Origin of the sequence: Micromonospora sp. WMMD1155, from assembly GCF_029581275.1 — a bacterium.
In the GTDB taxonomy this organism is placed as follows: domain Bacteria; phylum Actinomycetota; class Actinomycetes; order Mycobacteriales; family Micromonosporaceae; genus Micromonospora.
On sequence record NZ_CP120742.1, the window covers coordinates 48,417 to 62,437 of the forward strand.

Here is a 14,021-nt window from a genome sequence, read left to right on the forward strand (position 1 = left end):
TATGTCACTTGGCGGCGGGCGCTTCCTGGGGAACAGGCCACGGCGGCGGCGCAGTCTTCTCGTCGTCGGCGCTAGCGGTGTTGGCGCGCAGCAGCCGGCGCATCCGGACCACCATCAGCACCAGCGCGCCGAGCAGCACGAGGCCGATGACCAGCAGCAGGACGACCCGCCCGGTCCCGGAGGTGACCGACGACCCCCGGTCGGGGCCGCCGACGTCACTGGCCACCAGCGCGGCGGTGACCGCAGCCGCCGGGTCCATCATCTTGACCCCGCCGGTCCCGGCCTGCACGGTCTGCGCGACACGCTTGGTCACCTCGCCGGCCGGCAGGTTCGGGTACGCCGATCGGATCAGCGCCGCCTCACCCGCAACGAAGGCCACGGCGTACTGGGTGCCGGTGGCCTGCACCACGCCGTCGCCGGTCATCCCGAGCGTTCGCACCCGGCCGCCGGGCGCGTGCACGTCCACCGACCCGGGCCGGTACGACGCGATCGGCTGGCCGTCCTCACCGACGCCGCCCACCCGCAGCGTGCCCTCGGGCGGCAGCGTGGTCCCGGCTGAGGCCGGTACTCCTTCGGCGGGGGCGGCGCAGACCACCACGACGTCGTGGTCGACCGCCTCCTTGATCGCGGCGACGACCGTGGCGTCGGCGGTGTCGACGTAGGAGCCGAGAGCGATCACCGTGGCACCGGACGCGGTCGCCACCGATATCGCTGTCGCCTCGTCCTCGGCATGCGCGTTGGCCGCGGTGGTCACCACCCGGATCGGCATGACGATGGCGTCCGGCGCGACGCCACCCAGCGCACCGTCCTCACCCGGTTGGGCCACGATGATGGCGGCCATCCCGGTGCCGGTGCCCAGGCAGTCGATGTCGCCCCGGCCGTTGCCGGATACCACGTCGACGCCCTCGGTCACGTGGCCGGCGAGCGGTGTCAGGCTGCCGTCCACGCCGGAGTCGATCACGGCCACCAGCTCGCCCTCACCCTTGCTACGGGTCCAGGCGGTGGAGGCGTTCACCGTCTGCCGGGCCCAGTCGGGGGCCTTGCCGGCCGGAGTGCCGGTCGCGCAGCCCGACCCGGCCGGCTTCGTGGCCGGGGGTGGTGCGCTGGGGCTCACCGCCGGTTTACCGCCCTGGCCCTGGTTCGCCGGTGGTTTCGGGTTACCGGAGGATCCGCCGTTCGATGATCCGCTGGGCGCGGGCGTCGGCATCGTCGTCGGCAGGACGCCGTACTGGACGCCGGCACCTACCGCGTCCCAGGGCAGCACCATCCGCCAGCCGGGGTTCAGCTTGGCGGGGTCACTCAGCACCTTGCCGTCGGCCTGCTCGCGACCGATGTTCAGGTTGAAGATCTCGACCGATCGCGCCTGCGAGCCGAGGAAACGGGTGGCGATCTCGGAGAGATTCTCCGGGGAGCCCTGATAGGACGTGGTGACGGTGTAGTACTTCACAAAGGAGTCGTCGGCGTGCGCCGGTGACACCGCCAACGCCGCCACCACGGCAGTGATCCCGGCCACTGTCGCGGCCGAGCGAATCCGGCGCCTGATGGTCATGTACGTGTCCCCTTCACCGGCCCGTTCGGTCGTTCCGCAGTGGACGACGAAGCCAGGGCTGGTTTCGTTCAGCTCCTCAGTCGATCGCCGCGTAGCGAAAGCCACGAGAGCGCTCCCATATCGGCGGTCGTACTGTTTGCGGACCTTGTTCGGCTTGGGTACCGTGTGGCCGTCCGCGCTTCGGCATTGCCCCCAAGGAGTCCGAGCGGTGCACAGCAACTCCGCTCCGGGTGTCGACGGCGAGCCCACCACGCCCGCCCTCGCTCCCTCGCGGCCCGCCGACGATCCGGTTCGACGGCTCCTGGGCAGCCCGCCCGATCCGGTGACCCGATTCGGCTTTCGCCACTGGCTCGGCTTGTTGGCGCTGGTGGGCACGACCGCGGTGGCCGCCGTCGTGATGCCCGCGCTGCTCTCCACGGCCGCACCCGACGCCGATCGGCCGGCGGCGATGCCATCGTCGGTCGCGCCGTCGGTGGTTCCGCCTCCTGCGGCGCTGCCGTCGGCGACAACGTCGTCTCCAAACGCGCGGGCGCCGAGCCCCGGGCCGTCCGGCACGGCGGACGACCGCGGCGGCACCGCGTCGGCGTCCGACACGGTGGCCACTGCCACCGCCCGGCCGCCCACCACCAGGCCGAGCCGACCCGACCCGGCCCCGGGCGGGACGGCGGAGAGGTTCAGCGGCATCACCGTGGAGGCGGAGACCGGCTCGCTGAGTGGGGGCGCGTCGGTGACCGCCTGCGCCGCCTGCCGGGGCGGCGCGCGGGTCAGGTACCTCGGCCGGGTCGACCTACGCGTCACGATCCCGACGGCCGGAACGTACGACGTGACGGTTTTCTACGGTGTGGTCGGCTCCCGGAAGCTGGACATCTCTGTCAGCGGCGGCTCGCCCATCCCGACCCAGACGGTGAGCGGCACCAGCTGGAGCACCGCGAGTAGCGTGACCGTGCGGGCCACGCTCCCGGCCGGTCCGGTCGACATCGGCCTCCATGCCGCCGCCGGCAACGCCCCCGACATCGACGCAGTGGCGATCTCCTGACATGGCCCGACTCGCCGCCGCCGGAGCGGTGATCCGCGCGGTGCTGATCGGTCGCCTGGTCGTCCTGATCGCCACCATCCTGGCCAGCATCCGACTGGTCGGGGAGCCCCACCGTCCGGCTCTCGCGTTGGGTCTGGTCACCGTGGCCACGCTGGCGCAGCTCTACGTGATCAGCCGTCGTCCGGACATCCTGCGCCGCCGGCTGACAGTGCTCACCGCCGAAGTGATCATGACGTTGCCGGTACTGGTCGTCGGCGGCCCAGGATTGGCCTTCTTCTGTTACGCCCTGGGCACCTGCATGATCGCCGGTGCCCTGCTCGGCGTCGACGGGCTGCTCCTGTGTCTGGCCCAGGCCGCACTCGGGCTGGGCATGGTCACCCAGATGTCGCGGTCCCTCGAGCCGGACGCCCGCTCGGTGCTGGCACCCTTCCTCATCGCCATCCCGGTCGCCGACATCGTCGCCGGCCTGGCCGCCGGCGCGCTGACCACCGGCCTGACCCGCTACATCGAACTGTCCGTCGAGGTCGCCCAGGCGGCACAGCGGTCCGCCGCCACCTCGGAACGCGCCCGCCTCGCACGCGACCTGCACGACTCGGTGGCCAAGACGCTGCGCGGGATCTCGTTCGCCGCTGTCGCCTTGCCGTCGTCGCTCCGCCGCCACCCCGACCTGGCCGAGCAACTGGCTGCCACCGTGGTGACCGGTGCCGAGACCGCACAGCGGGAGGCCAGGGAACTGCTCGCCGCCCTGCGTCGGGACGTACCCGACCAGCCGTTCGTGGACACCGTGCAAAACGTCTGCGCCGACTGGACGGCGACCAGCCGGGTGCCGGTGTCGCTCGAGCTGACCCGGGTCGAGCCGACGCTGGCGGCCCGCTACGAGCTGACCCAGATCCTGTCCGAGGCGCTGCGCAACATCGCCCAGCACGCGGGGGCGAGCCGGGTGCGCGTCGAGCTGATCGAAGAGGGCGGCTGGATCCGGCTGAGCGTTCACGACGACGGCGTCGGCTTCGTCCTGCCGCACGACCTGTCACAGCTCGCCATGCGCAGTAGCTTCGGGGTGGTCGGCATGTCCGAGCGGGCACGGACCATCGGCGGCCGACTCACGGTGACAGCGTCCGCCGGTGGCGGCACCACCGTCACGGCGACCACGCCGAGCGCCTCCCGCATGGAGCCGGAGGTGGTCGACCGATGATCGATGTGCTGATCGTGGACGACAACCCCATCGTGCGCATGGCGATCCGGACGTTCCTCGCGACGGCCGACGACGTACGGGTGGTCGGCGAGGCCTCGGACGGCCGCTTGGCACTGACCCTCGCACAGCGGCTCCGCCCGAGCGTGACACTGCTGGATCACCGGATGCCGATCGCGGACGGCCTGAGCGTCGTCGCCCTGCTGGCCGAGCACTCGTCAGTGCTGGTGCTGACCAGCGACTCGGACCCGCACCTGATCGCCAGCATGCTGCGCGGCGGCGCCCGCGGCTATCTCGTACACGGCGAGTTCGATCCACCCGAGTTGCTCCGCGCGGTGCACTCGGTGGCCGCCGGTCACGGCTGGCTCTCCCCGGCCATCGCGGCGGTGACCATATCGGCGCTGCGCGAGCTGGCGGCCGGCGAACGAGCGGAGAGTGAGCGGGCCGACCAGTTACGCCGATCGCGCGAGGGCTTCGGGCTCACCCGCCGGGAGCAGGATGTGCTGGACCTTCTGTGCTCGGGGCATTCGAACGGCGCCATCGGCCGCCGCCTGATGATCAGCGAGAAGACCGTGAAGAACCACCTCAACCATGCCTTCGCCAAGCTCGGAGTGCGGAACCGGACCGAGGCCGTGCTGCGGTGGTCGGGGCAGGAGAACCCGGCCCGCTGATTCCCGACAGAAGCCGGACGCCGTTGAACCCCGCGGCCCACAATTCCGTCGTGTAAACAGCGGCGGAAACCTCCACCGCGGCCGATGCGTTCGCAGCGCGCCACCACCCGAAACCGAACGGCATGCATTGACCATGGCCTTTGCGTCGGTTGACCCGGCCGACGGACCGCGCCGCGACCGGGGTCCGACGTCCCCTCCCGTTCCGGCCGGCCCGCTCGCGCCGGCCAAACGCCCTCTGGACGTCCTCGTCGCGCATCCGGAACAGAGCGGCCGGGACGTCCTGTATCGCCTGCTCGACCGCTGCGCCGGGTTCACCGTGGTGGCGGTTGCCGGCACCGAGATCGCCGCCAGCGACGCGGTCGATCGACTGCGTCCGGCGATAGTGGTGATCGATGACCGGATGCCCAACTGGGCGCTGTTGGCCCGGCATGCCCGGGTCGTGCTGCTCACCGGCGAGACCGACATCAGCAGGCTCGGCGCGATCCTGAGCGGCCCGGCCTCGGCCTACCTGACGTGGAACCACTTCGAGCCCGTCGACCTGTTGGGCGCGGTGCGAGCGGTCGGTGACGGACTGGCCTGGCTCTGTCCGGTCGCTGCCTCGGCCGCCGCCGCCGCGATGCGCGGCTCGGAACTCCGCTAACCGGTGACGTTCTCGCCGATGATCTCCCGTACGGTGCGCAGCGCGTAGAAGGACCGCGAGCGTACGGTGCCCTCGGGGATCCCGATGGCCTCGGCGGCCTCGGCCACGGAGGCGTCCCGGTAGTAGAGCGCCACCAGGACCGTCCGGTGTTCCGGGGTGAGCTGGAGCAGTACATCCCGCAACACGGCCCGTTCGACAAGGCTGTCGAACGTGTCCTCGGGAGCCGGCACCCAGGTGACGTCCTCGCCGCAGACCTCGACTGGCCGTGACTGCCGAGCCCGGGCGGCGTCGATGGCCAGGTTGCGGGCCACCGTGAACAGCCAACGACGAACCGAGATCTCGTTGTCCGGCAGCTCGGACATCTTGCGCCAGGCCCGCAGCATGGTCTCCTGCAACAGTTCCTCGGCCGCCTCGGCGTCCCCGCGGGTCTGCCGGAGCAGGAACCGGCGCAGCGGCCGGACGTTGGCCGTAAAAATCTCCCGCATCCGGCGCTCGTCAGTGGACCGGTCAGATCGTTCGGCCGGATCGTCTTCGAGCCTCCGGTCGACAGTGGCGCATGCGTGCCCAACCATGAGTGGCCTCCTCGCCTGGATCGGTGAGGACGCTAACGATCACGTGGACCCTGGTACCTGAGCCGAAAGGCCCAGAAGGGCCCAGGTCGAGCCCCGGATCGCGCGAATACCGGGCGGTAACGCTGAACTGTTATGAACGGCTGTGGTCAGACACGGTCTTATTCGACGCGGTTCTCATTCGACGCGGGCGAGGAAGTCGGCGAGCGTCACCCCGCCGAGACCCTCGACCACCTTCCAGCCCGACCGGCCGGGCGCGAGCGTCTGGAGCACCGTCACCTTGTGGAAGTCGCGGCTGTGCAGAACCAACCCGATCCCCTTCTGGTCCAGCGTCGCCGCCGTCGACCGCACCGACTGCAACTGTGCGAGCTGAGCGGCGGCCGCACGTACGTCGATGGCCTGCCGCCTCGGGACCCGCAGCCGCAGCAGCCGGTGCCCGGCCTTCGCCCGCGGCTTGGCCGCCAGGATCGCCAGGGTGTCGCCGTCGGCGGCCACCCGGGGGCCCGGAATCAGGGCGTACGCGGTGCCGTCGGCCGCCCGCGGCCACCGCGGCACGTCGGCCGGTAGCCCCTCCACCCCGTGCCGGGCGCCGGAGCAGCGCAACCGCAACGGCTGTTGGCCGTCGAACGGCGTCTCCGGCCGGTAACCGCCGTCCGGATCGGGCAGGTAGCCCGCCACCACCCGGGTACGGTCGAGCAGTCCCCCGGGCAGCAGGTATGACTCCCGGACGTTGAGCAGTAGCTGGAGCGTCGGCGGAACGTGGACGTCGATCGACGACAGGTCCACGGCACCTGCCGGGTCGACCCGCACCCGGACGAGGCTCTCCCCCGGTCGCAGCGACTCGGCGGCGGGTGGACGCAGCAAGCCGACCGCGAACAGGTCCGGAGTGGGCAGCCCGTCCTCGACGACCCGCTCCGGGCTGGTCCTGGCGACCACGTAGAGGTCGACCGGGTCGGCGTTGACCCGGGGGCGGTCGCTGAGCCAGTAGATGCCGTGCCGGAGACGCAGGCGCGCGGAGTGCAACCGCGGCGTCGCCCCGGCCGGCGGCAGCGGACGCGGGGGCGGGCTGGACGTTTCGGGTTCCTGGCGGTCAGCGGTTACCGAAGCCGTCGCCGGGCCGCTCGGAGCGCGGTCACCGGTCGCCGGATCCGTCGCCGCGCCGCTCGGTGCGCCATGCCCGTTTGCCGGAAGCGTCGCCGCGCCGCTCGATGCGCGGTGACCGGTCGCCCGCGCCCAGTCGTCGCGGCTGGTGGCGGCGAGAGGCGGATCCGGTTCGGCCTGCGGCAGCGGAACGGCCGTGGCCTCCGGCACCGCTCGCCGGGAGACGGCCGGCGCGGGCCTGGTGACGGTTGGCGTGGGTCGGGTGACGGCTGGCGCGGGACGGGTGACGCCGGTCGGGGCGGGCACCAGGATGCCGTCTACCGAACGCCACCGGGCGTCGTCTCCCGAGGTCAGCTTCTCCCAGGCACGCGGGCGCCCTCGGCCGTCGACCGCCTGGGGCGCGCCGCCGGTCACCGTGAAGTCGGCTTCCGGGGGGAGCACCCAGACCTCGGCCCGCAACTCCTCGGAGAGGCGGCGTCCGTGGTGGTGCAGACGAGCGGCTGCCGTCGTCGGGTAGGTGGCCAGCAGCATCAGGTCCTCGCCCTGCCAGCCGACCGACCGCAGCACCACCTGCAACTCGCGGGGGCCCACGACGTGCGGCCCCGAGCCGCCGTACTGGACCGCCCAGCGGCCGTCCGGCACCACCGTCAGGTCCACGGGGAAGAGGCCGTCACGCCGCTTCAGCGCGGCGTACCGATCGGTGGTCCCGCGCCACCGGCCGGGCTCCACGCTGATCAGCGGCACTCCGTCGGTGGAGATCGTCAGCACCTCGCCGGCCGGCGACAGACGACCGTCGGCATCGGACACGAAGCGCGGTGGACCCGCCAGCGAGGGGACGTAACTGCGCCAGGACGACGGGCCGCCGTCCCGGCCGGTCGCGCTCAGGTCACGGCAGCTGTCCAGCACCTCGGTGGTGGCGTCCGGGGCCGGCGCCCAGACGATGGCGCCGGTCGTCTCGGCGAACCTGCGCAGGTTGTGGTCCAGCCGACCCTGCTCCGTCCGGTCCGACGGCCAGGTGACCCACATGCGGACCTCGGTGCCGTAAAGCGGCAGCTCGGCCAGTGCGGCGGCCAGGCGACGACCGTCGGCCACCTCGTGCCGGCCGGTGTAGTCGCCGATCACGAACCCGCCGGACCGCACCACGGCACCGATGGTGGTCAGCTCCGCGTGCCCGGCGAGCAGCGTCGCCGCGGCCGCCCGGCGGGCCACGAAATCTGCCCGGGACGCCAGCATGACGCCGCCCGGGAGCGGCAGGCGGACCGGGCCCGTACGCTCGCGCACCGTTCCGTCGCTCGTGTCGTACCAGCCGGGCAGCTCGGTGGCCATCGACGGCGGCTGCACCACCTGCCAGTCCGCCCGGCGGCCGGTGACGGCATCGACGAACGTGGGTTCCGCCGAGTGCCCGGCCGACCAGCTCGGTTCGCTCCCGGCCGGGGTGATCAGCACGTCCCGGCCGAGCAGGGCGGCCAGCTCGTCGAAGATCGCCCGGTGCCGGCCGCCGCCGGCCAGCAGGATCCGGACGTCGTCCCCCGCCCCTCCGGTACGCCGGACCAGCTCGGCCAGATCACCGGCGTCCAGCGGTTCGGCGCCTCTGAGCGTTCGCAGATCACCGTCCGGACCGGGCACGAGCTCCAGGTCGAAGAGGCCGTCCAGCCGCCGGTGAGCGGGCCGGGACGCGTTCGCCACGAGCGCGGGCGGCCGTCCGGCCGTCACGCCCGCCCCGGTCGGGCCGCTGGCAGTCTGCACACCTGATTCGACGGATGAACAGGCCTCCTCTTCTCATCGATCCGGAACCGGATTGAACACCGCGACCGGGGTGCTCGTCGTCGTGGGCAAGGGAGGTCGTCGTGGACGAGAGTCTGGTAACGGTCGCGATCGTGTGCGAGCACCCGATGGCACGGGCCGGCCTGGAGCAGGTGGTGCGGGACTGCCCCGGGGTGACGCTCGGCGTCTCGGTGGCGACGATGGAGGGACTGGACCAGGCCCAGCCGACGGGTGAGGCGCAGGTCATCGTCATCGACCTGCCACCCGGCCCGTACCGCCCGGTCCTGGAGATCGTCGCCAAGCTGGCCGTGATCGGGTGGCCGCTCGTGTCGTCCACGTGGGACCAGCCGCCCACCGCGCTGGCCGCGATCCGGGCCGGCGCGCGCGGGTTGATCACCCGCCACTCCGACCAGCGCTCCGTCACGCACACCCTGCGTACGGTGGCCGAGGGCGGTGTGGCGGTGGCGCAGGACCTGTCCGAGCGTTTCCTGGCCGAGGTGTCGGGGGCAACCGACGGCGACGACGGCGGGCTGGCCCCGCGTGAGGTGGAGACGCTGCGCTGGATCGCCCTCGGCCTCACCCACACTCAGATCGCGACACGGATGGGGCTGTCACCGGCCACCATCGACACGTACGCGAAACGACTGCGCGCCAAGCTGAACGTGAGCAACAAGGCCGAGCTGACGCGGGTCGCCATCGAGCTGGGGCACCTGGCTCCGGAGCAGCGGCGGCGGTACGCCGTCCGTTAGAGCAACCCCACCCGGACGGACCAGCGCGACGGGGTGACCTCTCCGATCAGCACTGGCGTCGGGCCGCCGGACGCCCGCGAAAGGCGAGCGGCGGCGATGCCCGGGCCACTGAGCCGTCCGCAGACGACTATCCCGGCCGATTGCAGGCTACGTGTGTCGGCCATCGTGGGCACCCGCCGACAGCCGTCGGGAAGCGCCTCGCCGAGAACACCGTCACCGACCACGGCGACGCCACGGCCGCTGTCGAGGAGCTGACGGATCAGGCGCAGGGCGTATCTCTCGCAGTCTGGCAGCGCACCGGTCACGGTCAGCACGTCGGGACAACGACCCAGGTCGACATGGAGAAGCTGGCCGTCGCGGTCGCCGAGCACGACCCCGAGCGTGGCCGCCGGGCCCGTCTGACCGACCAACCGCCAGTCGTACGGCCTGCCCGACCCGTCACCGGCGACACCGACCAGGGAAACGGCGACGCGGTAGCCGTCGACGACCAGGTCGGCGGTGAGGCCATCGGGCGGCAGGCCACCGGCTGGGGGGCCTCCCATCGGCGGCCCTTGCGACAGCGGGCCTTCGGACTGGGCGGTCGAGGGCTGGGCGGTCGAGGGCTGGGCGGTCGAGGGCTGGGCGGTCGAGGGCTGACCGGCGTCGGCCTGGCCGGTGCCGGGGGTGGCGACATCGTCGGCCGAGGAGCGCGCGGCGCTGAAAGGCGCAGCCGCTTCCGAGGCCTCTGCGGACATCGGCTTCTCCACCGGCCTCGGCGTTTCGGCTGTCTTCGGTGTTCCGGCTGCCGTCCGCTTCCCCGCCGGCGTCGCCTTCGTGGCCGCCGTCGACGCCGTGGTCATTGTCGACGTCTGAGCCGGCGTCGTTTCCTGAGCCGGCGTCGGCACCGATGCCGAAGGCGATGTCCCGGCCGGGGGCGCGGTGTCGGTCGGGTCCACCGTGTCCGACGCCTCGGCCTTGTCCGCCGGTTCCGTGCCGGATGGGACATCGACGCCGAACACGTGTGCCGTAACAATCGCTCGATCTTGGCCGCGCTTGCGCCGTCCTCCGCCAACCGGGTCGTGCGGTGGCGGTTCCGCACCGGGGGCCGGCCAGTCCCCGCTCGCGAGCCGTTCGGGTGGGCCCGACCGGCCGGTGACGCCGACCGTCGGCGCTGTAGCACCCTCCGGCGGCTCCGCACCGGCCGCCCGCGCCGACGCGGGCGTTGTGGTCAGCGTGTCAGGGGACTCGGCGGAGACCGCCGGCCCGGAGGAAGACGCTGGCCGGGGCGCCCCGTCAGGCTTGCCGGACAAGATCGGTACCACCAGGTTCTCCGTCGGTGGCGGCCCGGCGTCGGCAACGGCAGCCGTCGGCACGGCCGTGACCGGGGCCGATGCCACAGCCCTGCGGCGGCGGCCTTGCAACCCGATGACCAGCATGATGAGCAGCACGATCGCCAGCGCCATCGCACCGAAGAGGAGCATCGGATCGCGCTCCTCCGGCGACGCCGGAGCCGCCCCGGGGTCGGGCGACGTCGGAGCGGGCCCGGACGGCGGTGGCGTGGCCGCTGAGGGGATCGGACCGGTACGGACACCGGTGCCCTTGGCGTCGGCGGGCAGGACGAGGATCCAACCCGGCTTCAGCACCAGCGGATCGGTCAACCGGCCGCCGTCCGGCTGGAGGCGACCCTCGTTTAGGGCGAAGATCTCCGGGGAGCGGCTGCCGTTGCCCAGGGCGCGGGCCGCGATCTGGTAGAGCGACTCGCGCTGCCCGCCCGAACCGCCCGACACCACCCAGTACTTGTCGGTGGTCGACGGAGCCGCCGCAGCCGGTGCCGGGTGCGGCGTCAGCAGCGCGGTGAGCAGCGCCAGCAGGAACAGCACAGTGCGGCGCTCAGCCACCACAGGTCACCTGCATGGCGGAGACGGCGATGCGGTCGCCCGACCGCTTCGGCACACCGCTGTTGGTCAGTCGGACCGCGAGTTCGCCGCCACGCAACGGGAACGTGCCGCCGTCGACCCACCGGCCGGAGCTGCCGGACTGGTCCAGGGTGAAGTTGGCGTAGGCCGTTCCGGTACGGCCGGACAGCACCGCGTACTGCGCGGCGGTGGCCCAGGTGTCGGCCGGCGAGCTGCTCTTGGGCACGTACACCTGCACCCGGCACTGATTGCCGGTGGTCGGGGCGAACCACCACTGGACGTACTGCTGCCCGGCGTCCTCGTCGCTGCCGGAGAGCGGGATGGTCTGGAAGGTGCTGTTGCACCCGTTGGTCGCCCAGCCGCCCTGGGCGACGGTCCGCCACTGCGTCGTACGCCCGTGGGGCTCGAACCCGTGGTCGGCCGCGCCCGCGCAGCCCCAGCCGGCGAACGCGGTGTAGGAAGGCACCCGGGCCTTCCCGTCCTTGTCACCCCGGATGAGGCCCCAGAACACCCCGACCAGCAGGGTCAGCAGGAGGACCACCGCGGTGACCGTGATCAGCGTGGGAAACGTGACACTACGCCGTTCGCTGGCGGGCACCGGCCCGGCGTGCTCGACGAACGCGGCCACGAACTCGCTGCGCAGTCGCACCGCCCGCCGGGCCGGGGTCTCGACGGGTTCGCTGGTATCCATCATCAGTCTCGTACGACGGACCACGGCCCGGCCGTGTTCAGCCGGCCACGGTCACGGGCAGTCGATAATCGCCTCGACGACCCACGTCAGCGTCTGCACATGTTGCGGCAGCACCCGGGCCACGTCGTTCAGCGCGGTGACCCACTGGCCACGGATGGCCGGTTCGTTGGCCAACTGTCCGGCCAGCGTGAAGATCCTGGTGCGCGCGTCGGCCTCGGTCATCGCCCCCGCGAACAGCGTGTCCATCACCGACGTGATCGTCGTGCTCACCTGGTCGTTCAGGCCGTGCTCGGCGAGCGCGGCGAGCTCCGGCAACATCTGCCGGACCTGGATCTCCCGTTCGGCGGGGGTGGCGGTCTCCGGCACGGCACGCAGCGGGTTCAGCACCGCGCCCGGCGTCGCCGGTTCGGCCAGATAGCGGAGGGTGCCCTCCCGACCTCCGACGTGGTCGAGGTTGAGCAGAGCCACCTGCGGCCGGAAGGCGGTGGTCAGGCCGGCCAGCGCGGTCGCCGCCGGCCGCTGGTCGGTGCCGAGATCGCGTACGCCGTTCAGCAGCCGGTCGAGCTCCTCCCGGCCTGCGGTGAGAGGCGTGGTGATGAGCGCGGAGAGCTGGTGGGCCGGCGCCTCCACGGCGGGGGCCGGCTTCTCCCGCACGGCGTCGACGATGGCGGAGTCGTCGAGTTCGTCGGCGACGACCGCGACCTCGTCGTCGGCCGCGCCGGGCGTGCGTACCGCCCAGGGCGGCGCGCCGAGGTTGAGCCCGCCGCCGGTGGACATTCCCGGGGCCTGGTAGACGAGGTCGGCGTGCAGTCTGTCGAGTTCGGCGCGCAGGTCGGCGGTGACGGTGCCGTTGGTCACCACCAGCGGCACGTCGCCGTCCAGCGCGTGCACACCGACGCGCGCCGCGAGGTCGTTCGACACCGTGAGCGGCATCGGCTGGCCGGGGCGGTCCACACCCAGCACGACCAGCGACCGGCCGCTGAGTTCGGCCAGTTTCATCACGCCGCTCTGGAACGTACCGTCGTCGATGCGCTGGTGCGCGGTCCGTCCGACCGCCGGCAGGCTCTTTGTCGAACCGATGACCTCGACGCTGTGCTCGGCGTCGTTGTCGCCACGCCACTGCAACAGGTGCTGACCGTCGGTGGTCGCCGACGCCCACGACCGGGTCGGGGTCGTCGCGTAGAGCTCCTGCCGGAGCTCGTTCAGCAGGCCGAGGAACGACTGCTCAGCGGAGGCCTGGCCGTACCGGATCCGGTCGGCCCCGTTCGGCAGCAGCCCCGGGGCGCCGGTGGCGACGTCGACCTGCATCAGGCTCTCGGTGAGCGGGTCGTGGGTCACCTGGAACACGCCGACACCGTTGCCGTGCTCCACGACGACCAGCGCGGAACCGCCGCGTGGCAGGTCCCGCAATCCGGCGCGCAGATCGGCGTACCCCTCGGGGGTGTGCACCTCGGTGACACCGGCCACCTCGAAGGCCCGGTCGCCCAGCTGCTCGGGCGCCACGACCGGGTCGGCGGCCTGGACCGGGCCGCCCGGTAGCCGGCGCAGCATCTGGGCGACCAGCCCAGGCGCCTGACCGAGCTGGACGCCTTCCGGCATGTGCACCAACCGGAAGAGCCGCTGCGCGGGGGTCAGCGGGACGAGGTCGTCGCCCACGTCGGCGTACGCGTCGGCACCACGCCGGTTCAGCGGCTCCACCTGGACGAAGTCGGCGTCGGCAGGAGCGACCGGAGTGCCGGCGCGGTCGAGGTGGCTCACCCGGTCCGCGGCGCCCACCAGGGCGTCCGGCGCCTCGTCGAGCAGCTGCGCCGCCGGAAACTGCACCGGCATCCGCAGCTCGTCGGCGTGGCGGCCGAGATCCGACAGGCTTCGCGAACCGACCACCGCAGGCGGTAGGTAGAACACGGCCTTGTCCAGTGAACGCGACGGCTGCATCTCCAGGTAGGTCAGCAGGTGCGGCCAGGTCAACACCGGCGGTTTGAGCGGAACCAGAGTGGTCAGCCCCGGGTTGACCGGACGCGGCTGGGCCGCCACCGCCTCCAGTTCGTCGGCGGTGACCAGACGCGAACCCACCAGGAACGCGCCATCGCCGGTGAGCGCGATGCCGTCGGCGCAGAGTTCCGGCGCGGCGTCCGGAAAGATCATTCGCAACATGCGGTTCTCCGGC

General features: G+C 72.4%; 11 protein-coding genes. 5 read left to right on the forward strand and 6 right to left on the reverse strand.

Annotated features, from left to right (window positions below):
• Nucleotides 1-4: 4 nt before the first annotated feature.
• The gene (locus O7617_RS00130) at nucleotides 5-1,549 is read right to left on the reverse strand and encodes a S8 family serine peptidase (RefSeq protein ID WP_282260666.1); all 1,545 of its coding nucleotides are present in this window, start codon (nucleotides 1,547-1,549) and stop codon (nucleotides 5-7) included.
• Nucleotides 1,550-1,757: 208 nt separating this feature from the next.
• Here O7617_RS00130 and O7617_RS00135 point away from each other — a divergent pair, with 208 nt between their 5' ends.
• The 4 genes from O7617_RS00135 to O7617_RS00150 all read left to right on the forward strand — a co-directional run bounded on the left by O7617_RS00135 (nucleotide 1,758) and on the right by O7617_RS00150 (nucleotide 5,085).
• Nucleotides 1,758-2,585 (forward strand): hypothetical protein, encoded by an 828-nt coding sequence (locus O7617_RS00135; RefSeq protein WP_282260668.1) that lies wholly within the window; start codon nucleotides 1,758-1,760, stop codon nucleotides 2,583-2,585.
• 1 nt (nucleotide 2,586) lies between these two features.
• Nucleotides 2,587-3,777, forward strand: a complete 1,191-nt coding sequence (locus O7617_RS00140; RefSeq protein ID WP_282260670.1) for a histidine kinase — start codon at nucleotides 2,587-2,589, stop codon at nucleotides 3,775-3,777.
• Complete coding sequence (locus O7617_RS00145; RefSeq protein WP_282260672.1) at nucleotides 3,774-4,445, forward strand: response regulator transcription factor; 672 nt, start codon at nucleotides 3,774-3,776, stop codon at nucleotides 4,443-4,445. The genes O7617_RS00140 and O7617_RS00145 overlap by 4 nt, the downstream gene beginning before the upstream one ends.
• A gap of 133 nt (nucleotides 4,446-4,578) precedes the next feature.
• Nucleotides 4,579-5,085, forward strand: coding sequence for a hypothetical protein (locus tag O7617_RS00150; RefSeq protein ID WP_282260673.1), 507 nt, complete (start codon nucleotides 4,579-4,581; stop codon nucleotides 5,083-5,085).
• Here O7617_RS00150 and O7617_RS00155 read toward each other — a convergent pair.
• Both O7617_RS00155 and O7617_RS00160 read right to left on the reverse strand, forming a co-directional pair.
• Nucleotides 5,082-5,570, reverse strand: coding sequence for a sigma-70 family RNA polymerase sigma factor (locus tag O7617_RS00155; protein WP_282260674.1), 489 nt, complete (start codon nucleotides 5,568-5,570; stop codon nucleotides 5,082-5,084). The genes O7617_RS00150 and O7617_RS00155 overlap by 4 nt on opposite strands.
• A 261-nt stretch (nucleotides 5,571-5,831) precedes the next feature.
• Nucleotides 5,832-8,468, reverse strand: coding sequence for a hypothetical protein (locus O7617_RS00160; protein WP_282260675.1), 2,637 nt, complete (start codon nucleotides 8,466-8,468; stop codon nucleotides 5,832-5,834).
• A 134-nt stretch (nucleotides 8,469-8,602) separates the two neighbouring features.
• Here O7617_RS00160 and O7617_RS00165 point away from each other — a divergent pair, with 134 nt between their 5' ends.
• Nucleotides 8,603-9,268: a response regulator transcription factor gene (locus O7617_RS00165; RefSeq protein ID WP_282260676.1), complete on the forward strand. Its 666-nt coding sequence runs from the start codon at nucleotides 8,603-8,605 to the stop codon at nucleotides 9,266-9,268.
• Here O7617_RS00165 and O7617_RS00170 read toward each other — a convergent pair.
• From O7617_RS00170 to O7617_RS00180, 3 genes are read right to left on the reverse strand one after another with little or no spacing between them, the layout of a single operon-like run.
• Nucleotides 9,265-11,145, reverse strand: coding sequence for a hypothetical protein (locus tag O7617_RS00170; RefSeq protein WP_282260677.1), 1,881 nt, complete (start codon nucleotides 11,143-11,145; stop codon nucleotides 9,265-9,267). The two genes, O7617_RS00165 and O7617_RS00170, sit on opposite strands and share 4 nt — an antisense overlap.
• Nucleotides 11,138-11,857, reverse strand: a complete 720-nt coding sequence (locus O7617_RS00175) for a hypothetical protein (protein WP_282260678.1) — start codon at nucleotides 11,855-11,857, stop codon at nucleotides 11,138-11,140. The genes O7617_RS00170 and O7617_RS00175 overlap by 8 nt, the downstream gene beginning before the upstream one ends.
• Before the next feature lie 48 nt (nucleotides 11,858-11,905).
• Nucleotides 11,906-14,008 (reverse strand): hypothetical protein, encoded by a 2,103-nt coding sequence (locus O7617_RS00180; RefSeq protein WP_282260679.1) that lies wholly within the window; start codon nucleotides 14,006-14,008, stop codon nucleotides 11,906-11,908.
• Nucleotides 14,009-14,021 lie beyond the last annotated feature (13 nt).

Coding starts and splice junctions, on each gene's coding strand:
- O7617_RS00130 (WP_282260666.1), bottom strand. CDS start 1,549: ATGACCATCAGGCGCCGGATTCGCTCGGCCGCGACAGTGGCCGGGATC.
- O7617_RS00140 (WP_282260670.1), top strand. CDS start 2,587: ATGGCCCGACTCGCCGCCGCCGGAGCGGTGATCCGCGCGGTGCTGATC.
- O7617_RS00145 (WP_282260672.1), top strand. CDS start 3,774: ATGATCGATGTGCTGATCGTGGACGACAACCCCATCGTGCGCATGGCG.
- O7617_RS00150 (WP_282260673.1), top strand. CDS start 4,579: ATGGCCTTTGCGTCGGTTGACCCGGCCGACGGACCGCGCCGCGACCGG.
- O7617_RS00155 (WP_282260674.1), bottom strand. CDS start 5,570: ATGCGGGAGATTTTTACGGCCAACGTCCGGCCGCTGCGCCGGTTCCTG.
- O7617_RS00175 (WP_282260678.1), bottom strand. CDS start 11,857: ATGATGGATACCAGCGAACCCGTCGAGACCCCGGCCCGGCGGGCGGTG.
- O7617_RS00180 (WP_282260679.1), bottom strand. CDS start 14,008: ATGTTGCGAATGATCTTTCCGGACGCCGCGCCGGAACTCTGCGCCGAC.